The sequence below is a fragment of the Bacillus sp. FJAT-27986 genome (assembly GCF_001685035.1).
Classification (GTDB): domain Bacteria; phylum Bacillota; class Bacilli; order Bacillales; family Pradoshiaceae; genus Pradoshia.
The window spans coordinates 103,591-118,971 of record NZ_MAYV01000017.1; the positions used below are offsets into that span (position 1 = coordinate 103,591).

A 15,381-nucleotide genomic window follows, 5' to 3' on the forward strand; every position below is an offset into this window, starting at 1 on the left:
TCATAAAATGAATTATGTGAAGCTTATCTTTCTATTATTTTTCATTAGTTAAAGTAGAACTTTTTCTCTACCATTTAAGAGCATACATCTCATGCTTCTTCTTGTTCCTCAGCAATTTAAATAAGAAAAGTTGAGCTTGTATGCCCTTTCATTTTTATTTTTAGGATATCGCAATATTTAATATAGAAGTTCTATTTGAAGTAAGCCTGCTTTCTAAATCCTTTTAATATTCGCAGTGCGTCCTTTAACAACACGTATTCTTCCAGGGAATTAGAAAGCTGAAGTCTGTCATATAATTGACCAGCCTGCTCATTTACACAATCCCCTTCTAAAGCCAGAATCGAATCGATCTTTACTAATATTTCTCTCATCAGATGGACATCTACATCCTCCCTTTGCATCCGCAAGAACATATCATAAATGGCATGATTCAAACGGCGCTGAGATGATAGAAAGTTTTCCATTTCTTCAAGCTGCAGCATTTGATTATTTAAAAGTATTCTTTCCTCTATTAAAGCGGAAACGGCAAATAAATGATTGATTGTATGTGCATTATTTCTTTGGTTTAAATAAGCGGACACTTCACGCTGCAATTCCTTGGATACCTGTTTGTAGCTTTTCATCAAATCTCTTGTACCCTTTTCCAGCGTATGTGGAAGTAATAAACGATTTGCAAGCATACCAATACCTATCCCTATCAGTACAAGCATAACTCTTCTCAGTGACAGGAGCGTCGGGTCGCCCGTGAGAGCAGCTGTTCCAAGAGCAGATATCGTGACAGTCAATACGACATTTCTATACTTCACCGCATAGCCATTCAAATACCCAACCAGCAAGACCAGGAAGGAGCGTATAGTCGTTTCATGAAAAATACTAAATAATAGTACAAAGATAGCCGCTCCCATTAAAGTGCCGATCACGCGTTCCTTGAAGCGATATTTAGCTGTCTCATAATAAGGTTGCGTCACAGAAAATATAGTAAATAAAATCCAGCGTCCTTCATTGATGTTAAAATAATCAACGATTAAAGCAACAGCTGCAATAGTGATACCCAATCGCAGTGCATATGTGAAACGAGCTGAATGTCGATTAATGTCCTTTAAAAATTGATAGGTATTCCGGTAGCCTCTAGGAATCTCTACCACACTCTCAACCTTGTTCAGTTCAGATGATTCACTGGTATGAAGGTACCTCAATAATTCACGCAATAATTTCAACGTACTAATCATTTCGACTATGTATGCGGATTCATGTTTGTTAAGCGCTATGTTTAGATTATTCAATGAATCATCAGATAAGCTTGACCCTTTATTGGCGTAATCCCTCATCTGTCTCAATTCAAAATTCAGAGCATCCAAGACATCCTCTGGGTAGTCACTTGCAGCTTTGCGGTTTAACATCAAATGCAGTTTTTCAAGACAGACCGAAATCTTCAAACGAACTCTGCCTTCGTGAGTCAGATAATAACCCTTGACACTCCGAAAATAAATCACCTTCCTGAACTCGTTGATATCAGACAGAATGATGGAATCCAACTCTTGATCAGGCTGGTTATCTCGAATACGATTTAACTTTTCTTGCAAATGGCTACATACCTGCAAGAAATAATGATTGCCCCTTTTAGATAATTTCCTTCTATTAAATACCCATTGTACCATCATGATAATCAAAGCCCCTGCAACCAGAGACATTAGTCTCAATGGGAATTCCTCCAACGGAACTGGATCGGTCAAAATGAATAAATATTGCAAACCAACCGCAATATGGATAGGTCCTTTTATGTTAGATGTGAAAAAGTATCCTACAATAAACATAGCGATAAAGTTTACTAAAATTCCTACCCAGGGATTGATCAAGGCCAGTTGACCAAATATTCCTTGGGACAAATTGACTGCCAAAATCAGCATGAAACTCTTCCATGGGGATACAGTAAAATCCCTCTCTAAATACATGAGCAGAGCAACCACAGTCGTGACCCCAATCAAAACATTATGCTGCCCAAACACAGCCTCAAAGCCTGTCACAAAAAGGATAACAAAGATAAATATCAATGTTTTTGATATGATCAGCTGCTTCATAGCTTCCCTTCCTTACCTATAAATTGCTATACCGGAATATTAAATCACAGTATAACATACTATGCTGCCAGGAAAAAAACACAGGAAAAGGCTTTCTAGCTTGGAACATTCATTAATGCTAATAAAAAAATGTCCCAAAAGATAAGTTTTCACTTCCTTTTGGGACAGTCTATATAAAATCTATATTTATAGTACTCTCTTATTTGCCTATAAACATTTGTGTCCAGTAGTTGCCGTTCTCCACATAACCAATTCCGATATGTGTATAGCTGGAGCTTAAGATATTTTTTCTATGACCGTCACTATTCATCCACGCATTTACTACTTCTTCTGGCGTGCGTTGACCCATAGCAATATTTTCAGCTGCCGCTCTATAAGAAATGCCAAATTGTTTCATCATATCAAATGGAGATCCGTAAGTTGGGCTTGTATGACTGAAATAGTTATTCTTCTGCATATCCTCTGATTTGATACGCGCTACTTTACTTAGCTCTGTATCTAGTGTTAAAGGTTTTAAGCCTTGTTTTTCACGTTCCGCGTTAGTAAGTTCTAGTACTTCCTGCTCATATGCACTTACTTCATAATCGTTTGATTCTGTATCATTGGAATCAGAATTATCTTCTTCCACAGTTGGAGCATCCGTACTTGGTTTATTTTGTTCCACGGCATTGTTTGAACCAGAATCCGTATCCTGACTTGGTTTATCAATAGTTGGAAGTTGAACAGATCCCCATGGGAATTTAATAATGCCTCCGCTGATCATCACTTTATATGAAGTTGTTGTATTCGGTTTAGAAGATACACTGGCTGCCTCCGCTCCTGTTATAGCTGTAATGGAAAGCGCTGCGGCTGCTGCAATTGTAACGATAAGTTTATGTTTCATTGGTAAATCTCCTCCTGTCATGATATTTGTTTAATCGACAAAGACATCGTAACATGAGTTTTTTGTAACATTTGAACCATAAACTACCAGACAGCTCGAGATAGGATAATAGACATCCTTCTCACATAGCGCGCACCTAACTTAATATATTGATATATCAACAGTCCTGCTTAAATCTCTCTTTTTTCCATATTCCGGATATCAAGTCCCTTTTTTTGTAAAATCCCCACTTTTATCCTATAAAATAATTATTGACAGGTATTTAATAATCGAGGATTCTTTACTGATACTACAGGTATGTTACAAGCATTGCAGTTATTTTTAAATAATGTTGAGTATACCCGTATTGCAGGCATGGTATGGGGAATTTAAATATATGAGGTTTCCTATACAGTGCTTTTATAAAACAGATGGAGAAAACAAATTGTTTTCTCCATCTCTGTTATTCTGACTTATTCGTTGAATATAGCAGGGGAATTTCTATATAGCAGACATCTAGTAAGCGACACCATAAACTTTACAATCAAATCCTTAAAGGTTAACTAACTACTTTAAAGAATAGTGACAGTTACTTAAATATACAGGAGACTGTCGCAGAATATCCCTTTATCATAGTCAATAGAAAAGGAGCAGGTTATTACCTGCCCCTACCATACACATTCATTTGTGACCTCTTTATTTCCATTCGACAACTTTGTCTACTGCAAGACGCATAGTCGGGAATCCATTATCAGCCGCCTTACCCATGGTCATAATCATGACCGGAGCATGTCGTTCTTGATCCAATCCAAACACATCATTAATACGGGTTTTATCGAATCCCGCAATAGGATTGGTATCATATCCGTGAGCACGAGCCACAAGCATCAATTGCATAGCTACATGGCCGCAGTCGGTCATGACGATATCTCTGCGATCCTGTTCAGTTAGTGAAGCAATCCATCCTAAAACACCTTCAAGCTGGCGTTCTTTATATTCAGCAGGCATATACCCAAGCTCTACATTTGCGCTATAAATCTCATCAGCTTTTAATGTATTGTGCAAGTCGCCAAAAATTGCAATCGTCACCGCTGATGTATCAATTTTTTTATGATTGGTCGGTGAGGCAATATCCATCAATTTTGCTTTTGCCTCATCGCTTTCTATAACAAGAAAAAATCAAGGCTGTAGATTCGTTGAAGATGGTGCGCTGGTTGCTTCACTGAATATTGCTGTCATCTCTTTATGACTGATTTTAACCATAGGATCGTAACTTTTTATGGAACGGCGTCCCATTAAGATTTTTCTGAAATCATTAGTTGGGATAACATGAGAACTATTGGACATGTTTATTCTCCTTTATGATTAGATTGGACTGGACGGTATTACATCAGGTCTTGATTAAAAAATTTATTCAGTTTCCGAATCACTATTAATATATAACTCTATTCTCGATTGCTTGATAGGCCTTGAATAATCCCTTACATTCTTCATGATCAACTCGCTGTAAATCATATGAACGCTTCCCATCAATCATTTTATAAAAGACATCATCTCTAAACCCTATTTTATCTGTATCCAATCGATCACATCCATAATAAACAGTCGTGATACCTGCCCAAAGGATGGCCCCTAAGCACATAGGACAAGGCTCAGCCGTTGTATAAAGCTCTGCTCCGGATAGGTCATAATGATTTTCATGAAGGCATGCTTCCTTAATCGCAACTATTTCTCCATGCATGGTTGGATCAAGCTCCTTAACCACCATATTATGGCCCTTTCCAATGATTTTACCATCCTTGACAATGACAGCTCCGAAAGGTCCGCCATGCCCTTGTTTAATTCCTTCATACGCTTCTTCAACAGCGGCTTTCATAAATGGATTCATACGCCTTAATACCCCCGTTATTTGATTTATCAATAGGATGCTGTATCTTCGGTGTAGACTCATAATTCAAATCTATTGTATTACTTGACGGTTAGTCAATATTCCCGTTAGACCTTACTCATAATCATCAATTGCTTTATCACGCCATTTTTGTTCAGATGGATAAAACATTTCCAAATAACGATTTTTAATCTTTTCCTCAGTCCATTTACTATCTGATCCTTGCACGTATAATCAGTTCTCATCAACTGGCAACCATTCATTATCAAACGCAGGGATGGCACTCACGTCATTCATCAAAGATTTGAAAATGAATTGCATCAGCGTGAATTAATCGGGAAATAAAAAACAAAAGTATTCCAAATGATTAATTAATTGGAATGCTCTTTTTTATGGATTTATTCTATACTAATAAGTAATGGTGAATTCAATAAAAAACTTGAGGTGACCTTTTTGGAGAAACAAAAATACAGGGACCTTAAATTAGGTGAACGCGGAGCAATCCTAAGCATTGCTGCATACGTATTTCTTTCCATATTAAAGCTGATTGTTGGATATATAAGTGAGTCTGAAGCATTACGTGCAGATGGGCTGAACAATATAACTGACATCATTGCCTCAGTAGCTGTATTAATTGGTTTAAAAGTTTCCCAGCGGCCTCCCGATAGCGATCATGCATATGGGCACTGGAAAAGTGAGTCGATTGCCTCTCTCCTATCTTCTTTTATCATGATGACAGTAGGTATCCAAGTTCTAACGGATGGATTCCAATCCATTTTAAGCAGGGAAAAAAATATACCTGATATAACGGCAGCATACACGGCGATTTTTTCCGCCCTCGTCATGTACTTCGTCTATCGCTATAATATAAAGCTAGCAAAAAGAATCAACAGCCATTCCGTTAAAGCTGCTGCCAAAGACAATATTTCTGATGCGTATGTCAGTATTGGAGCAGCAATTGGCATATTCGGCTCCCAGCTAAATATGCCTTTCCTCGATACAATTACTGCCATACTCGTAGGGTTATTGATTTGCAAAACAGCCTGGGATATTTTTAGAGAAGCATCCCATTACTTATCAGATGGCTTTGATGAGTCTAAGATTAAAATCTATCAAAATTCCATTGACCAAATAGAAGGGGTTAAAGGAATTAAAAAAATTATGGGACGAAATTACGGAAATAATGAAGTCATTGATATCATTATTTTGGTAGACAACACGTTAAATATTAAAGAAGCCCATGATATTGCTACTCTTGTAGAAAAGGATTTAATGAAGGATCATGGAGTCTATCGTGTCCATGTTCATGTGGAACCATATGAAGAAAAAACAGAAAAAAGGCCAAGCCCAAATTAATGATAGGTATCCGGCTGTTTGCCCTAAAGAGCTACAAATTGGTTGTTTATATTACTGAATCTACCACTACTCCATAAACCTTCTGATATTTTATACGAAAAAAGGCATTCCAATGGGAACGCCTTTTTCAATTTAATAAGCTAGCCGGTAGATCAGTATTCTCTCAAACGGATTCGTTTCATTTAGAACAATCTCTTTGTGTAGTTCAAACACAGATTGATTTTCAAGAAAATATATATAATCCTCAGATGGATAATATAATATTAGGTGTACCTCGCGATATGTTTCTTCAACGGACAACAGAATGTTCGTTAGAACCTGGCGGAATATTTGTATCGTAAAAGGATTAAAGAAATAAAACCTATTATAAGTTGGTTGAATTTGAAACTCCTCTGCCAGACAACAGTGAAATTGAATTCGGTCTTTCCCCTTGTAATTATAGTTCTTGAGATTTTCCTCAGCTTCATTAATAAATTGTTCATTCATTTCTACCCCACTTACAAATGCCCCTGTTTTGTAATGAAGAAAAAAATTTAGCCTCCCCTTTCCGCATCCAAAATCGACCATATGATCATCACTATTAAGGTCATACTCATCCAATAACTTTTCTAAAACCCAATACGGAGTCGGCTCATATCGGTGATAATGCATAGAATTATAAAATCCAGTTTGATTACCGACTGTTTTTATATGTAATAAATCATCATAATCTTTTTCTTTCATTGTATAACTCCGTTTCACTTATCTAGATTATTCATAAGTTTAAGCCTTTTTGATACTGATCGAAACCCTTTTTCTATATAATAGGCGTTTTCAGATTTCACATCCTAGTATTCACATAAAAATGCTACTTTAAAGTGACAATTTTACAATAAATTCTAAGAATATAATTAATTGTTAATTTGTTCACAACTTTGTCAAAATTGAAGATTTCCATGTCTTCTTTTAGTTTCATATATTTGTAATTTTGAAATTCAGTTATTATATTGAAAATCAGGGGCTATGGAAAAAGGAAGAATTATACCTAAATAGCAGCAAGAAAGGGAAATTATAACTATCAAGGTGTGCAGATTTACTGAATTTCCCTTACATAGCTTGAATTTACTTATTACATTAGGAAGGGGAAAAATATGAATAAAAAATGGGCACTTTTGAGTTCCATGATGGCGTCTATTCTTATGTTAGCGGGATGTGACTGGGTTGTATTCGACACAAATGGTCCTGTCGCAAAAACACAATCCAATGCCATTCTTTTCTCAATGGCTTTAATGGCAGCTGTTGTGCTTGTAGTATATGTACTTTTTATCGTTATTTTATATAAATACCGAGCATCCAAAGCTCCAAAAGATTACGAGCCTCCACATATGGAAGGCAGCAAGGCGCTTGAAATAACATGGACAGTCATACCAATTATTATTGTAGCCGTTTTAGCTGTAGTCACAGTTAAAACTACATTTGAAGTAGAAGGAAAGCCAAAAGGCTATGAAGATCAAAAACCATTGGTTATCTACGCAGCTTCTTCAAACTGGAAATGGCATTTCAGTTATCCAGAGCAAGGTATTGAGACGGTTAACTATGTAAACATTCCAACTAATAGAGTAGTAGAATTCCGTCTATATTCTTATGGACCAATTACAAGCTTCTGGATTCCACAGCTCGGTGGTCAAAAATACGCCATGAGTGACATGGTAACAAAATTAAATTTTGTAGCTGAAACACCAGCTTCCATGATGGGAAGAAATGCAAACTTCAGTGGTGAAGGCTACGCCCATATGGATTTTGAAGCACTGTCTATGACTCCAGATGATTTCGAAGAATGGGTTAGTGATGTAAAAGCAAATGAAGATAAGTTAACAGAAGAAAAATTTGAAAAACTGCTTGATACAGCACACGTCGGCAGACAATCATATTCTTCTACTCACTTGGATTTCAGCCCTCCACCGGAAGGACATCATCATGGTTCTGAACCATCTCCATCAAACGAGAGCGATGAAGCAGACAACACGTTTGATGAAGATACAGAAAAAGGTAATTCCGAGCACGAGAATCATTCAAATCATTAAAATTAAAGCTTTCATAAGAAAGGAGTTACAACCTTGGATTGGGATAAATTTATAGTACATGGTGGCCCGTTAATCTATGGCGCAATGGTAAGTATTGTCGCTGTATCGCTGGCTATCGTTATCGGCCTGACTTATTTTAAGAAATGGCGCTGGCTTAAAGATGAATGGCTTACCACTGTTGATCATAAACGTATTGGGGTCATGTATATTCTCTGTGCTTTAGTTATGTTATTCCGCGGCGGTGTTGATGGTTTATTAATGCGTGGACAGTTAGCTAAGCCTGAAAACGGACTGCTTGATGCACAGCATTATAACGAAATCTTTACAACGCATGGCGTGGTTATGATTTTATTTATGGCAATGCCATTTATCATTGGATTAATGAATATTGTTGTGCCTCTTCAAATTGGGGCGCGTGACGTTGCTTTCCCTTATTTAAATGCTATCAGCTTCTGGTTATTCTTTGCCGGAGCAATGCTATTTAATATCTCGTTCGTTATTGGTGGATCACCGGATGCCGGATGGTCAGCCTACTTCCCGCTTGCAGGTATAGAATTCAGCCCTACTGTGGGGAATAACTACTACAGTATTGCGATTCAGATTGCCGGTATTGGGACGCTGCTAACGGGTGTTAATTTTATCGTTACAATTTTAAAAATGAGAGCACCTGGTATGACTCTATGGAAAATGCCAATGTTCACATGGTCTATTTTAATCACTAGCATCATTATCGTTTTTGCTTTCCCTGTTTTAACAGTAGCTCTTGCCTTAATGATGTTTGACCGTTTGTTTGGTACACAATTTTTCACTATGCAAGATGGCGGAATGGATATGCTTTGGGCTAACCTGTTCTGGGTATGGGGCCATCCTGAAGTATATATCGTTATTCTTCCTGCCTTTGGTATATTCAGTGAGGTTATTTCAACATTCGCGAGAAAAAATCTGTATGGATACAAATCAATGGTGTTCAGTATGCTTGCCATCTCTGCCCTATCCTTTACTGTATGGGTTCACCATTTCTATACGATGGGTCAAGGTGCCATGGCAAACAGCTTCTTCTCGATTACTACGATGTTAATCGCTGTACCTACAGGAGTTAAGATATTTAACTGGCTCCTTACGATGTATAAAGGAAAAATTGAAATTACCACGCCAATGCTGTATGCCCTGGCATTCATACCAATCTTCACCTTTGGTGGAGTCACAGGGGTTATGCTAGCGATGGCAAGTGCGGATTATCAATATCATAATACAATGTTCTTGGTAGCCCATTTCCACTATGTTTTAATACCGGGTACAGTGTTTGGGGTACTGGCGGGTATGTATTTCTGGTTCCCTAAAATCTTTGGATTCAAATTAGACGAGAAATTAGGAAAAATCGCATTCTGGATTATTTCTATTTCATTCAATGTCACATTCCTGCCTCTATTCGCATTGGGACTTAAAGGGATGAACCGAAGAATGTATACGTACTCTGAAGAAACTGGGTATGGACCATTGAACCTTATCGCATCATTAGGTGCTGTAGGTTTAGCAATTGGATTCATCGTTCTCGTTTATAGCTTCTACTGGAGCTTCCGTTATGCTCCAAGACTAAAAGGAGACTCAGATCCATGGGGTGGCCGTACATTGGAATGGGCAACGAAAACACCTGTTCCAGCCTATAACTTTGCCATTACTCCTGAAGTGGATTCTGTAGATTCCTGGTGGGATCACAAAAAAGGTACACATAATCTGTTCACACGAAAAATCGAAGAAATACACATGCCTAGCAGTGACTTTAAACCGTTTCTAATGGCAGTGGCCTTCTTCTTCTGGGGATTCTTTATGGTATTTAGTATGTGGATTCCAGCCATTATCGCTGCGGTTCCAATTATCTATTTGATGTTTGTACGTTCCTTCAATGATGATCATGGGTTCCATATATCTGTGAAAGAAATTGAAGAAGAAGAAAGAAAATTGCGAGGTGAGACAGAATGAAATTAGATGCCTCTCAACCATTGGAATATAGTACTGAACAAAATCAGCTTAAGATACTGGGCTTCTGGATTTTCCTTGGAGCAGAGATCGTATTATTCGCTACACTGTTTACTGTCTACTTTGTACTGGAAAATCGTACAGGTGATGGGCCTTCCGGGAGCGATATCTTCGCTCTTGGTGGGGTTTTAGCTGAAACCTTTATTCTTTTGGCAAGTAGTTTTACGATTGGGATCGCGATTCACGCTATGCGGATGGGCATGAAAAAAGCAATGATGGTTATGTTCTCGATTACGCTTGTCCTTGGATTAGCCTTCCTAGGCATTGAAATTTATGAGTTCTTCCATTATGTACACGAAGGAGCTTCCATCCAAACAAGCGGCTTCACTTCTGCATTACTTACATTGCTTGGAACACACGGAGCCCACGTAACCGGAGGAATTCTATGGGGAATCGCTATTCTGATTCAAGTGAGCAGACGCGGAATTAATCACCTTACTGCCAATAAAGCATTTATTTTTTCACTGTACTGGCACTTCCTGGACGTTGTTTGGATTTTCATCTTCAGCTTCGTCTACCTGAAAGGACTGATGTAAAATGGCTAAGTTATTCCCTAAAGAGCATATCATAGGATTTTTATCATCCATCGCTCTAACAGTGGCAGCATTATTAGTTCTTTTCCTGGAGATATCATTTGGATTTAAAATGGCTATTTTGCTTATCACAGCTGGCTTACAAGCAAGTTTGCAGATATTCCTGTTCATGCATATTAATGAATCCAAGGAAAGAAGAACACTCTATACCAATATCCTTTATGCATTATTTGTAGCCCTAGTTACCATCTTCGGTTCCATGTTCGTCTTGCTTTGGGATTGGTAAAAATCGATACAGCTATACGAAACGGACAGCGAGTTCTAGTCGCTGTCCGTTTTTCTTATTATGAGTTTGCCAAAGTAAGAGCTCCTATGCCTACCATTCCCCTCATTCTGTTCGTCCCTTAATCCTATATAATAGATATTTCTCTATTACTCAAATTACCTGCATACCATACACATGCTTCTATAAACTACCATGTATTCATTTTAAAAATTCTTTTATGATGGAACTATATGAACCAGGAGTGATTGTATGAAAATATCTCTAATAAACAAGGATGGCATTATAAAAGAGGTCAAGCTTGGCTTCAGTTGGACTACTCTCTTTTTTGGAATATTCCCTGCTTTATTTCGCAAAGACTATAAATGGGCGATTATTATGCTTGGTATATCCATCACAATCAATCTTTTTCTATTTGGATTAGGCGCATTGCTAACAAGCGGCGTTTTCGCCTTTATCTATAATAAAATCTATATTAAAAACCTAATTACAAACGGCTATCGCCCTGTTTATGCTGCCGATCGAGAAATATTAATCAAGAAACAGCTATTAGCTGCTTAAAGTTATTGGTCCCTTAGCCTTAAGGGACCATTTCTATTACAACCCCATCTACTCATCTCTTTTCATTGGAAGAACCAATTTATAACCTCAACCACCCTTTCTAATCTATCTACTCTCGAAAAAATATACCTGCAACGAATGATTGACATAAAATACAGCCATCTTATAGAATGAAACAGTCACTCATTTATATAGACCAGTCATTATACTTGAAAAGAGGGATTTCATGTGAGTGCAAAAATGGACTCGCGTCAAAAAATTTTAGAGGCTGCTACTCGCCTTTTCAACATACAGGGATATCATGCAACAGGCTTAAATCAAATTCTGAAGGAAAGCGGTGCCCCTAAAGGGTCTTTATATTATCACTTCCCTGATGGTAAAGAACAACTGGCCGTAGAAGCAGTCAATAAAATGGCCGTTCAAATTGAAAATGATATTAAGCTGGCCATGAATCAGTATGATCATACCTTAGAGGCATTCCAATATCATATTGAAAAAATCGCTCAACATTTCAATAAAAATGACCTTTTTGAAGGTTTACCAATTGGATTATTGGCAGCGGAAACTTCCTTAATGAGCGAACCTTTACGCAAAGCGTGCAAGGCAGCATTTGAAGGCTGGGAAACACTTTATTATGATAAAATGCTTCAAGATGGCTTTGAACCAGAAAAAGCGCACCGTTTAAGTCTATTGGTTAATTCAATGATCGAAGGAGCCATCACCCGTTCGCTAACCAATTTAAATGGACAGCCTTTACTAAACATCTCTAAATGTCTGCCCGATATATTAAAGAAATAAGCAAACATAAATGTATATCCTTAATCAGCGTATTATATAGACTGGTCTAGTAATTATACATAATGAAAGGGGAATATTATTTGAGTAATAATCATGCTACAAATTTAGAAAATAAGCAGATTAAGCCACTTCCAATCGTGATTGCTATTATGATTGGTGCTTTTATTGGACTCTTCAGTGAAACTGCCTTAAATATGGCTTTTACAAACATTATGGATGACTTTCACATTGGTCCCCATGTCGTTCAGTGGTTAACAACAGGATATTTACTTGTACTTGGGATTCTTGTGCCTGTAACTGCATTACTGCTCCAATGGTTTACTACCAAGCAACTATTTAGTGCCTCCCTCATTTTTTCAATCGTAGGGACCTTAGTAGGAGCTATGGCACCTAACTTTGCCATTCTTCTATTAGCACGTGTCATTCAGGCTATAGGAACAGGTCTATTACTACCGTTAATGACAAATGTTATTATGGTTATATACCCACCTCATAGACGCGGAACAATTATGGGGATGATGGGGCTTGTCATTATGTTTGCACCTGCTGTCGGTCCAACCCTATCAGGATTAATCGTAGACAGTCTGGGCTGGCAATCGATTTTCTGGCTATGCTTACCTTTGCTTATTTTTACATTCGTATATGGTCTCATCTATATGCAAAATGTATCAACCATCACAAAACCAAAAATAGATATTCTGTCTATTATTCTTTCATCCATTGGTTTTGGAGGAATCGTCTTTGGTTTCAGCAGTGCCGGGGAGGGTGCTGGCTCATGGAGCGACCCAGCTGTTCTTTTACCGATTATTGTTGGGGCACTCAGCCTTATCCTATTCTCTTTCCGCCAGTTTAAAATGGAACAGCCAATGCTTAATTTACGCGTATTTAAGTTCCCTATGTTCTCTATTGGACTTTTAATGGTATTCCTGGGTATGATGATCATCTTATCCTCATCCATTCTATTGCCTATGTACTTAAAGGGCGGAATGTTATTGTCAGCTTTTGCAGCCGGCCTTGTCTTATTGCCTGGCGGTATTGTGAATGGAATTATGTCACCAATTACGGGGAAATTATTTGATACCTTCGGGCCAAAATACTTGGTTATTCCCGGTTTTGTATTAACAACAATATTTACCTACTTATTTACTAATATAACAACCGAAACTACCCAATTAACGGTTATCATCTTGCACACATGCATGTTGATTGGGGTTGCCATGATTATGATGCCTTCGCAAACAAATGGGTTAAACCAGTTGCCAAGACAGTATTACCCTGATGGAGCTGCTGTCATGAATACACTTCAGCAAATTGCAGGGGCGATTGGGACAGCAGTTGCTGTTAGCATCATGTCAGCTGGCCAGGCAAGCTATTTGGCTACAGCTGATCCCAATAATCCGCTTGCTGCCTCTGAAGCTTTGACAGCCGGTGTGCAAAACGCCTTTCTATTTGCGTTGATTGCCTCCATAATCGGATTGGTAGTTTCTTTCTTCGTTAAGCGTGTAGATGTTTAAAAGTATATAGAATAAGAGGGTGGCAAAAATCATGCCACCCTCTTTTTTATTTATTAATCTAATAACATAACAAAATCTCTCTTGTAAACCCAATCTTCTTTGCTTCACATCGATCCTGTATAGTTAAGCCAGCTTCCTTGATCATGTCATCAATCCGTTCCCCTGTAACAATAACAATTCTGTCTGCAATGCGATTTGCATGCGTTAAAATTGATAATTGTTCTTTCGGGCTCGCTGTATGGCATAAATTATAGGGTAAATCAATGATAGCTGCATCATAATGGTCCGTAACTTCCTCAATTGCACCGATTGCTATATCACAGCTATATCCAAAATGAGCTACATTTTCTCTGGCACCAATAGCTGGCAATGGCTTGATATCACGTCCACAAATCGTAATCCCCATTGACAAGGCTTCCACCAGTACATTCCCAATTCCACAGCATGGGTCAATCGCTTTCACACCAACAGGGTTGGGAACCGCGATATTAGCAACAGCCCTTGCCATTCTAGTACTGAGAGCTGTCGAATACTCTCGTGGTTTCTTTTGATGATGCAACCAGACCGCTTCATTTTTTTCATAAATACCTACATACCATTTTCCGCCGCAAGTAATGATGCCAAGAACGATATCCGGCTTCTCCAAATCAGCTTCACCCTGGATTTTTAATCCTATTTCCCGTTCAATCTTTCTTCGGTGACTAAAGCTAACTTTATCCTCTAGATCATTTGTTTTCACAAAGATTGTTTTGAATGTCTGATCCGGAAAGGAAAGTTTGCCTGCCTTGTGATAAAGGGTCTCCAAACTATCCCCTTCGGTCAGGACCTCTATTCTTTCCCTAATAAAGGGGCTTCGGCTTGGATCGACTTTTCTTGTACTTTTAAAAACAAAATCATCAGGATTCATGTCAAACAACGCCCTGAATTCCATTTTGCATAAAGATTCTTCCTCTGAACTGCATGCATATGTGTATATAAAAATTGGCTCCACCAATCCCATTCTGTTGTATTCTCTTCAACAATCTATAAAAAGCTTATATCACTCTATTATAATGCATTTTTATAGGAAACTAAAATACCATCCATTATAGTTAAGAATATACCTCACCTGAAGGAGGCACCAAAAATGATTATTGAAATGGACGAAGAATCAAAAAAGTGGATTGTATCAAAAGGGGATCAAGTAACCATAAAAAATTTGGATGTTAAAGCTTGCTGTGCCCCCGGCGTTCAGGAACTTATAGCATTGCCCGGCAAACCTAAAACTCTAAATCATTATTCTCAAATCACATCCGATCAAGTATCATTTTATATTCATAAAAATGTGCGAAAAAAGGGGAAAGTGATTCTTACATTATCGGGCATTCCTTTCCTAAAATCCCTCTCCGTTAAGCTTCAATAATTCACT

At 37.9% G+C, this 15,381-nt stretch carries 14 protein-coding genes and 1 pseudogene; 9 read left to right on the plus strand and 6 right to left on the minus strand.

Annotated features, from left to right (window positions below):
- Positions 1–191: 191 nt before the first annotated feature.
- From A8L44_RS15015 to A8L44_RS15030, 4 genes and pseudogenes are all read right to left on the minus strand, one after another.
- The gene (locus A8L44_RS15015; RefSeq protein WP_066108123.1) at positions 192–2,078 is read right to left on the minus strand and encodes an FUSC family protein; all 1,887 of its coding nucleotides are present in this window, start codon (positions 2,076–2,078) and stop codon (positions 192–194) included.
- A gap of 199 nt (positions 2,079–2,277) precedes the next feature.
- Positions 2,278–2,961, minus strand: a complete 684-nt coding sequence (locus tag A8L44_RS15020) for a CAP domain-containing protein (protein WP_066108126.1) — start codon at positions 2,959–2,961, stop codon at positions 2,278–2,280.
- Between the two features lie 675 nt (positions 2,962–3,636).
- Positions 3,637–4,287, minus strand: a pseudogene (locus tag A8L44_RS15025) (nitroreductase family protein).
- Between the two features lie 85 nt (positions 4,288–4,372).
- Positions 4,373–4,828, minus strand: coding sequence for a nucleoside deaminase (locus tag A8L44_RS15030; RefSeq protein ID WP_066108129.1), 456 nt, complete (start codon positions 4,826–4,828; stop codon positions 4,373–4,375).
- A 453-nt stretch (positions 4,829–5,281) separates the two neighbouring features.
- Here A8L44_RS15030 and A8L44_RS15035 point away from each other — a divergent pair, with 453 nt between their 5' ends.
- On the plus strand, positions 5,282–6,184 hold the full coding sequence (locus tag A8L44_RS15035) for a cation diffusion facilitator family transporter (RefSeq protein WP_066108132.1): 903 nt from the start codon (positions 5,282–5,284) through the stop codon (positions 6,182–6,184).
- 132 nt (positions 6,185–6,316) lie between these two features.
- On the opposite strand, the gene A8L44_RS15040 is transcribed toward A8L44_RS15035, so the two are convergent.
- Positions 6,317–6,907 carry a methyltransferase domain-containing protein gene (locus tag A8L44_RS15040; RefSeq protein ID WP_066108136.1) on the minus strand — a complete coding sequence of 197 codons (591 nt, stop codon included), beginning with the start codon at positions 6,905–6,907 and terminating at the stop codon, positions 6,317–6,319.
- 407 nt (positions 6,908–7,314) lie between these two features.
- Between A8L44_RS15040 and qoxA the strand changes: the two genes are divergently transcribed.
- From qoxA to A8L44_RS15075, 7 genes are all read left to right on the plus strand, one after another.
- Complete coding sequence (qoxA, locus tag A8L44_RS15045; protein ID WP_066108139.1) at positions 7,315–8,247, plus strand: cytochrome aa3 quinol oxidase subunit II; 933 nt, start codon at positions 7,315–7,317, stop codon at positions 8,245–8,247.
- Between the two features lie 33 nt (positions 8,248–8,280).
- Entirely contained in the window at positions 8,281–10,227 is a 1,947-nt protein-coding gene (qoxB, locus tag A8L44_RS15050; RefSeq protein WP_066108144.1) for a cytochrome aa3 quinol oxidase subunit I, read from the plus strand.
- The gene (gene qoxC, locus A8L44_RS15055) at positions 10,224–10,820 is read left to right on the plus strand and encodes a cytochrome aa3 quinol oxidase subunit III (RefSeq protein WP_066108148.1); all 597 of its coding nucleotides are present in this window, start codon (positions 10,224–10,226) and stop codon (positions 10,818–10,820) included. The genes qoxB and qoxC overlap by 4 nt, the downstream gene beginning before the upstream one ends.
- A gap of 1 nt (position 10,821) precedes the next feature.
- Positions 10,822–11,103 carry a cytochrome aa3 quinol oxidase subunit IV gene (gene qoxD / locus A8L44_RS15060; RefSeq protein ID WP_066108151.1) on the plus strand — a complete coding sequence of 94 codons (282 nt, stop codon included), beginning with the start codon at positions 10,822–10,824 and terminating at the stop codon, positions 11,101–11,103.
- 249 nt (positions 11,104–11,352) lie between these two features.
- Complete coding sequence (locus tag A8L44_RS15065) at positions 11,353–11,661, plus strand: hypothetical protein (RefSeq protein WP_066108154.1); 309 nt, start codon at positions 11,353–11,355, stop codon at positions 11,659–11,661.
- 240 nt (positions 11,662–11,901) lie between these two features.
- Positions 11,902–12,459: a TetR/AcrR family transcriptional regulator gene (locus tag A8L44_RS15070; RefSeq protein WP_066108573.1), complete on the plus strand. Its 558-nt coding sequence runs from the start codon at positions 11,902–11,904 to the stop codon at positions 12,457–12,459.
- A 119-nt stretch (positions 12,460–12,578) separates the two neighbouring features.
- Complete coding sequence (locus tag A8L44_RS15075) at positions 12,579–13,973, plus strand: DHA2 family efflux MFS transporter permease subunit (protein WP_441294139.1); 1,395 nt, start codon at positions 12,579–12,581, stop codon at positions 13,971–13,973.
- Positions 13,974–14,031: 58 nt separating this feature from the next.
- Here the strand turns inward: A8L44_RS15075 and A8L44_RS15080 are convergent, their stop codons facing one another.
- Positions 14,032–14,973, minus strand: a complete 942-nt coding sequence (locus tag A8L44_RS15080) for a TRM11 family SAM-dependent methyltransferase (protein ID WP_066108163.1) — start codon at positions 14,971–14,973, stop codon at positions 14,032–14,034.
- A gap of 126 nt (positions 14,974–15,099) precedes the next feature.
- Between A8L44_RS15080 and A8L44_RS15085 the strand changes: the two genes are divergently transcribed.
- Positions 15,100–15,375, plus strand: a complete 276-nt coding sequence (locus A8L44_RS15085; RefSeq protein ID WP_066108164.1) for a CC/Se motif family (seleno)protein — start codon at positions 15,100–15,102, stop codon at positions 15,373–15,375.
- Positions 15,376–15,381 lie beyond the last annotated feature (6 nt).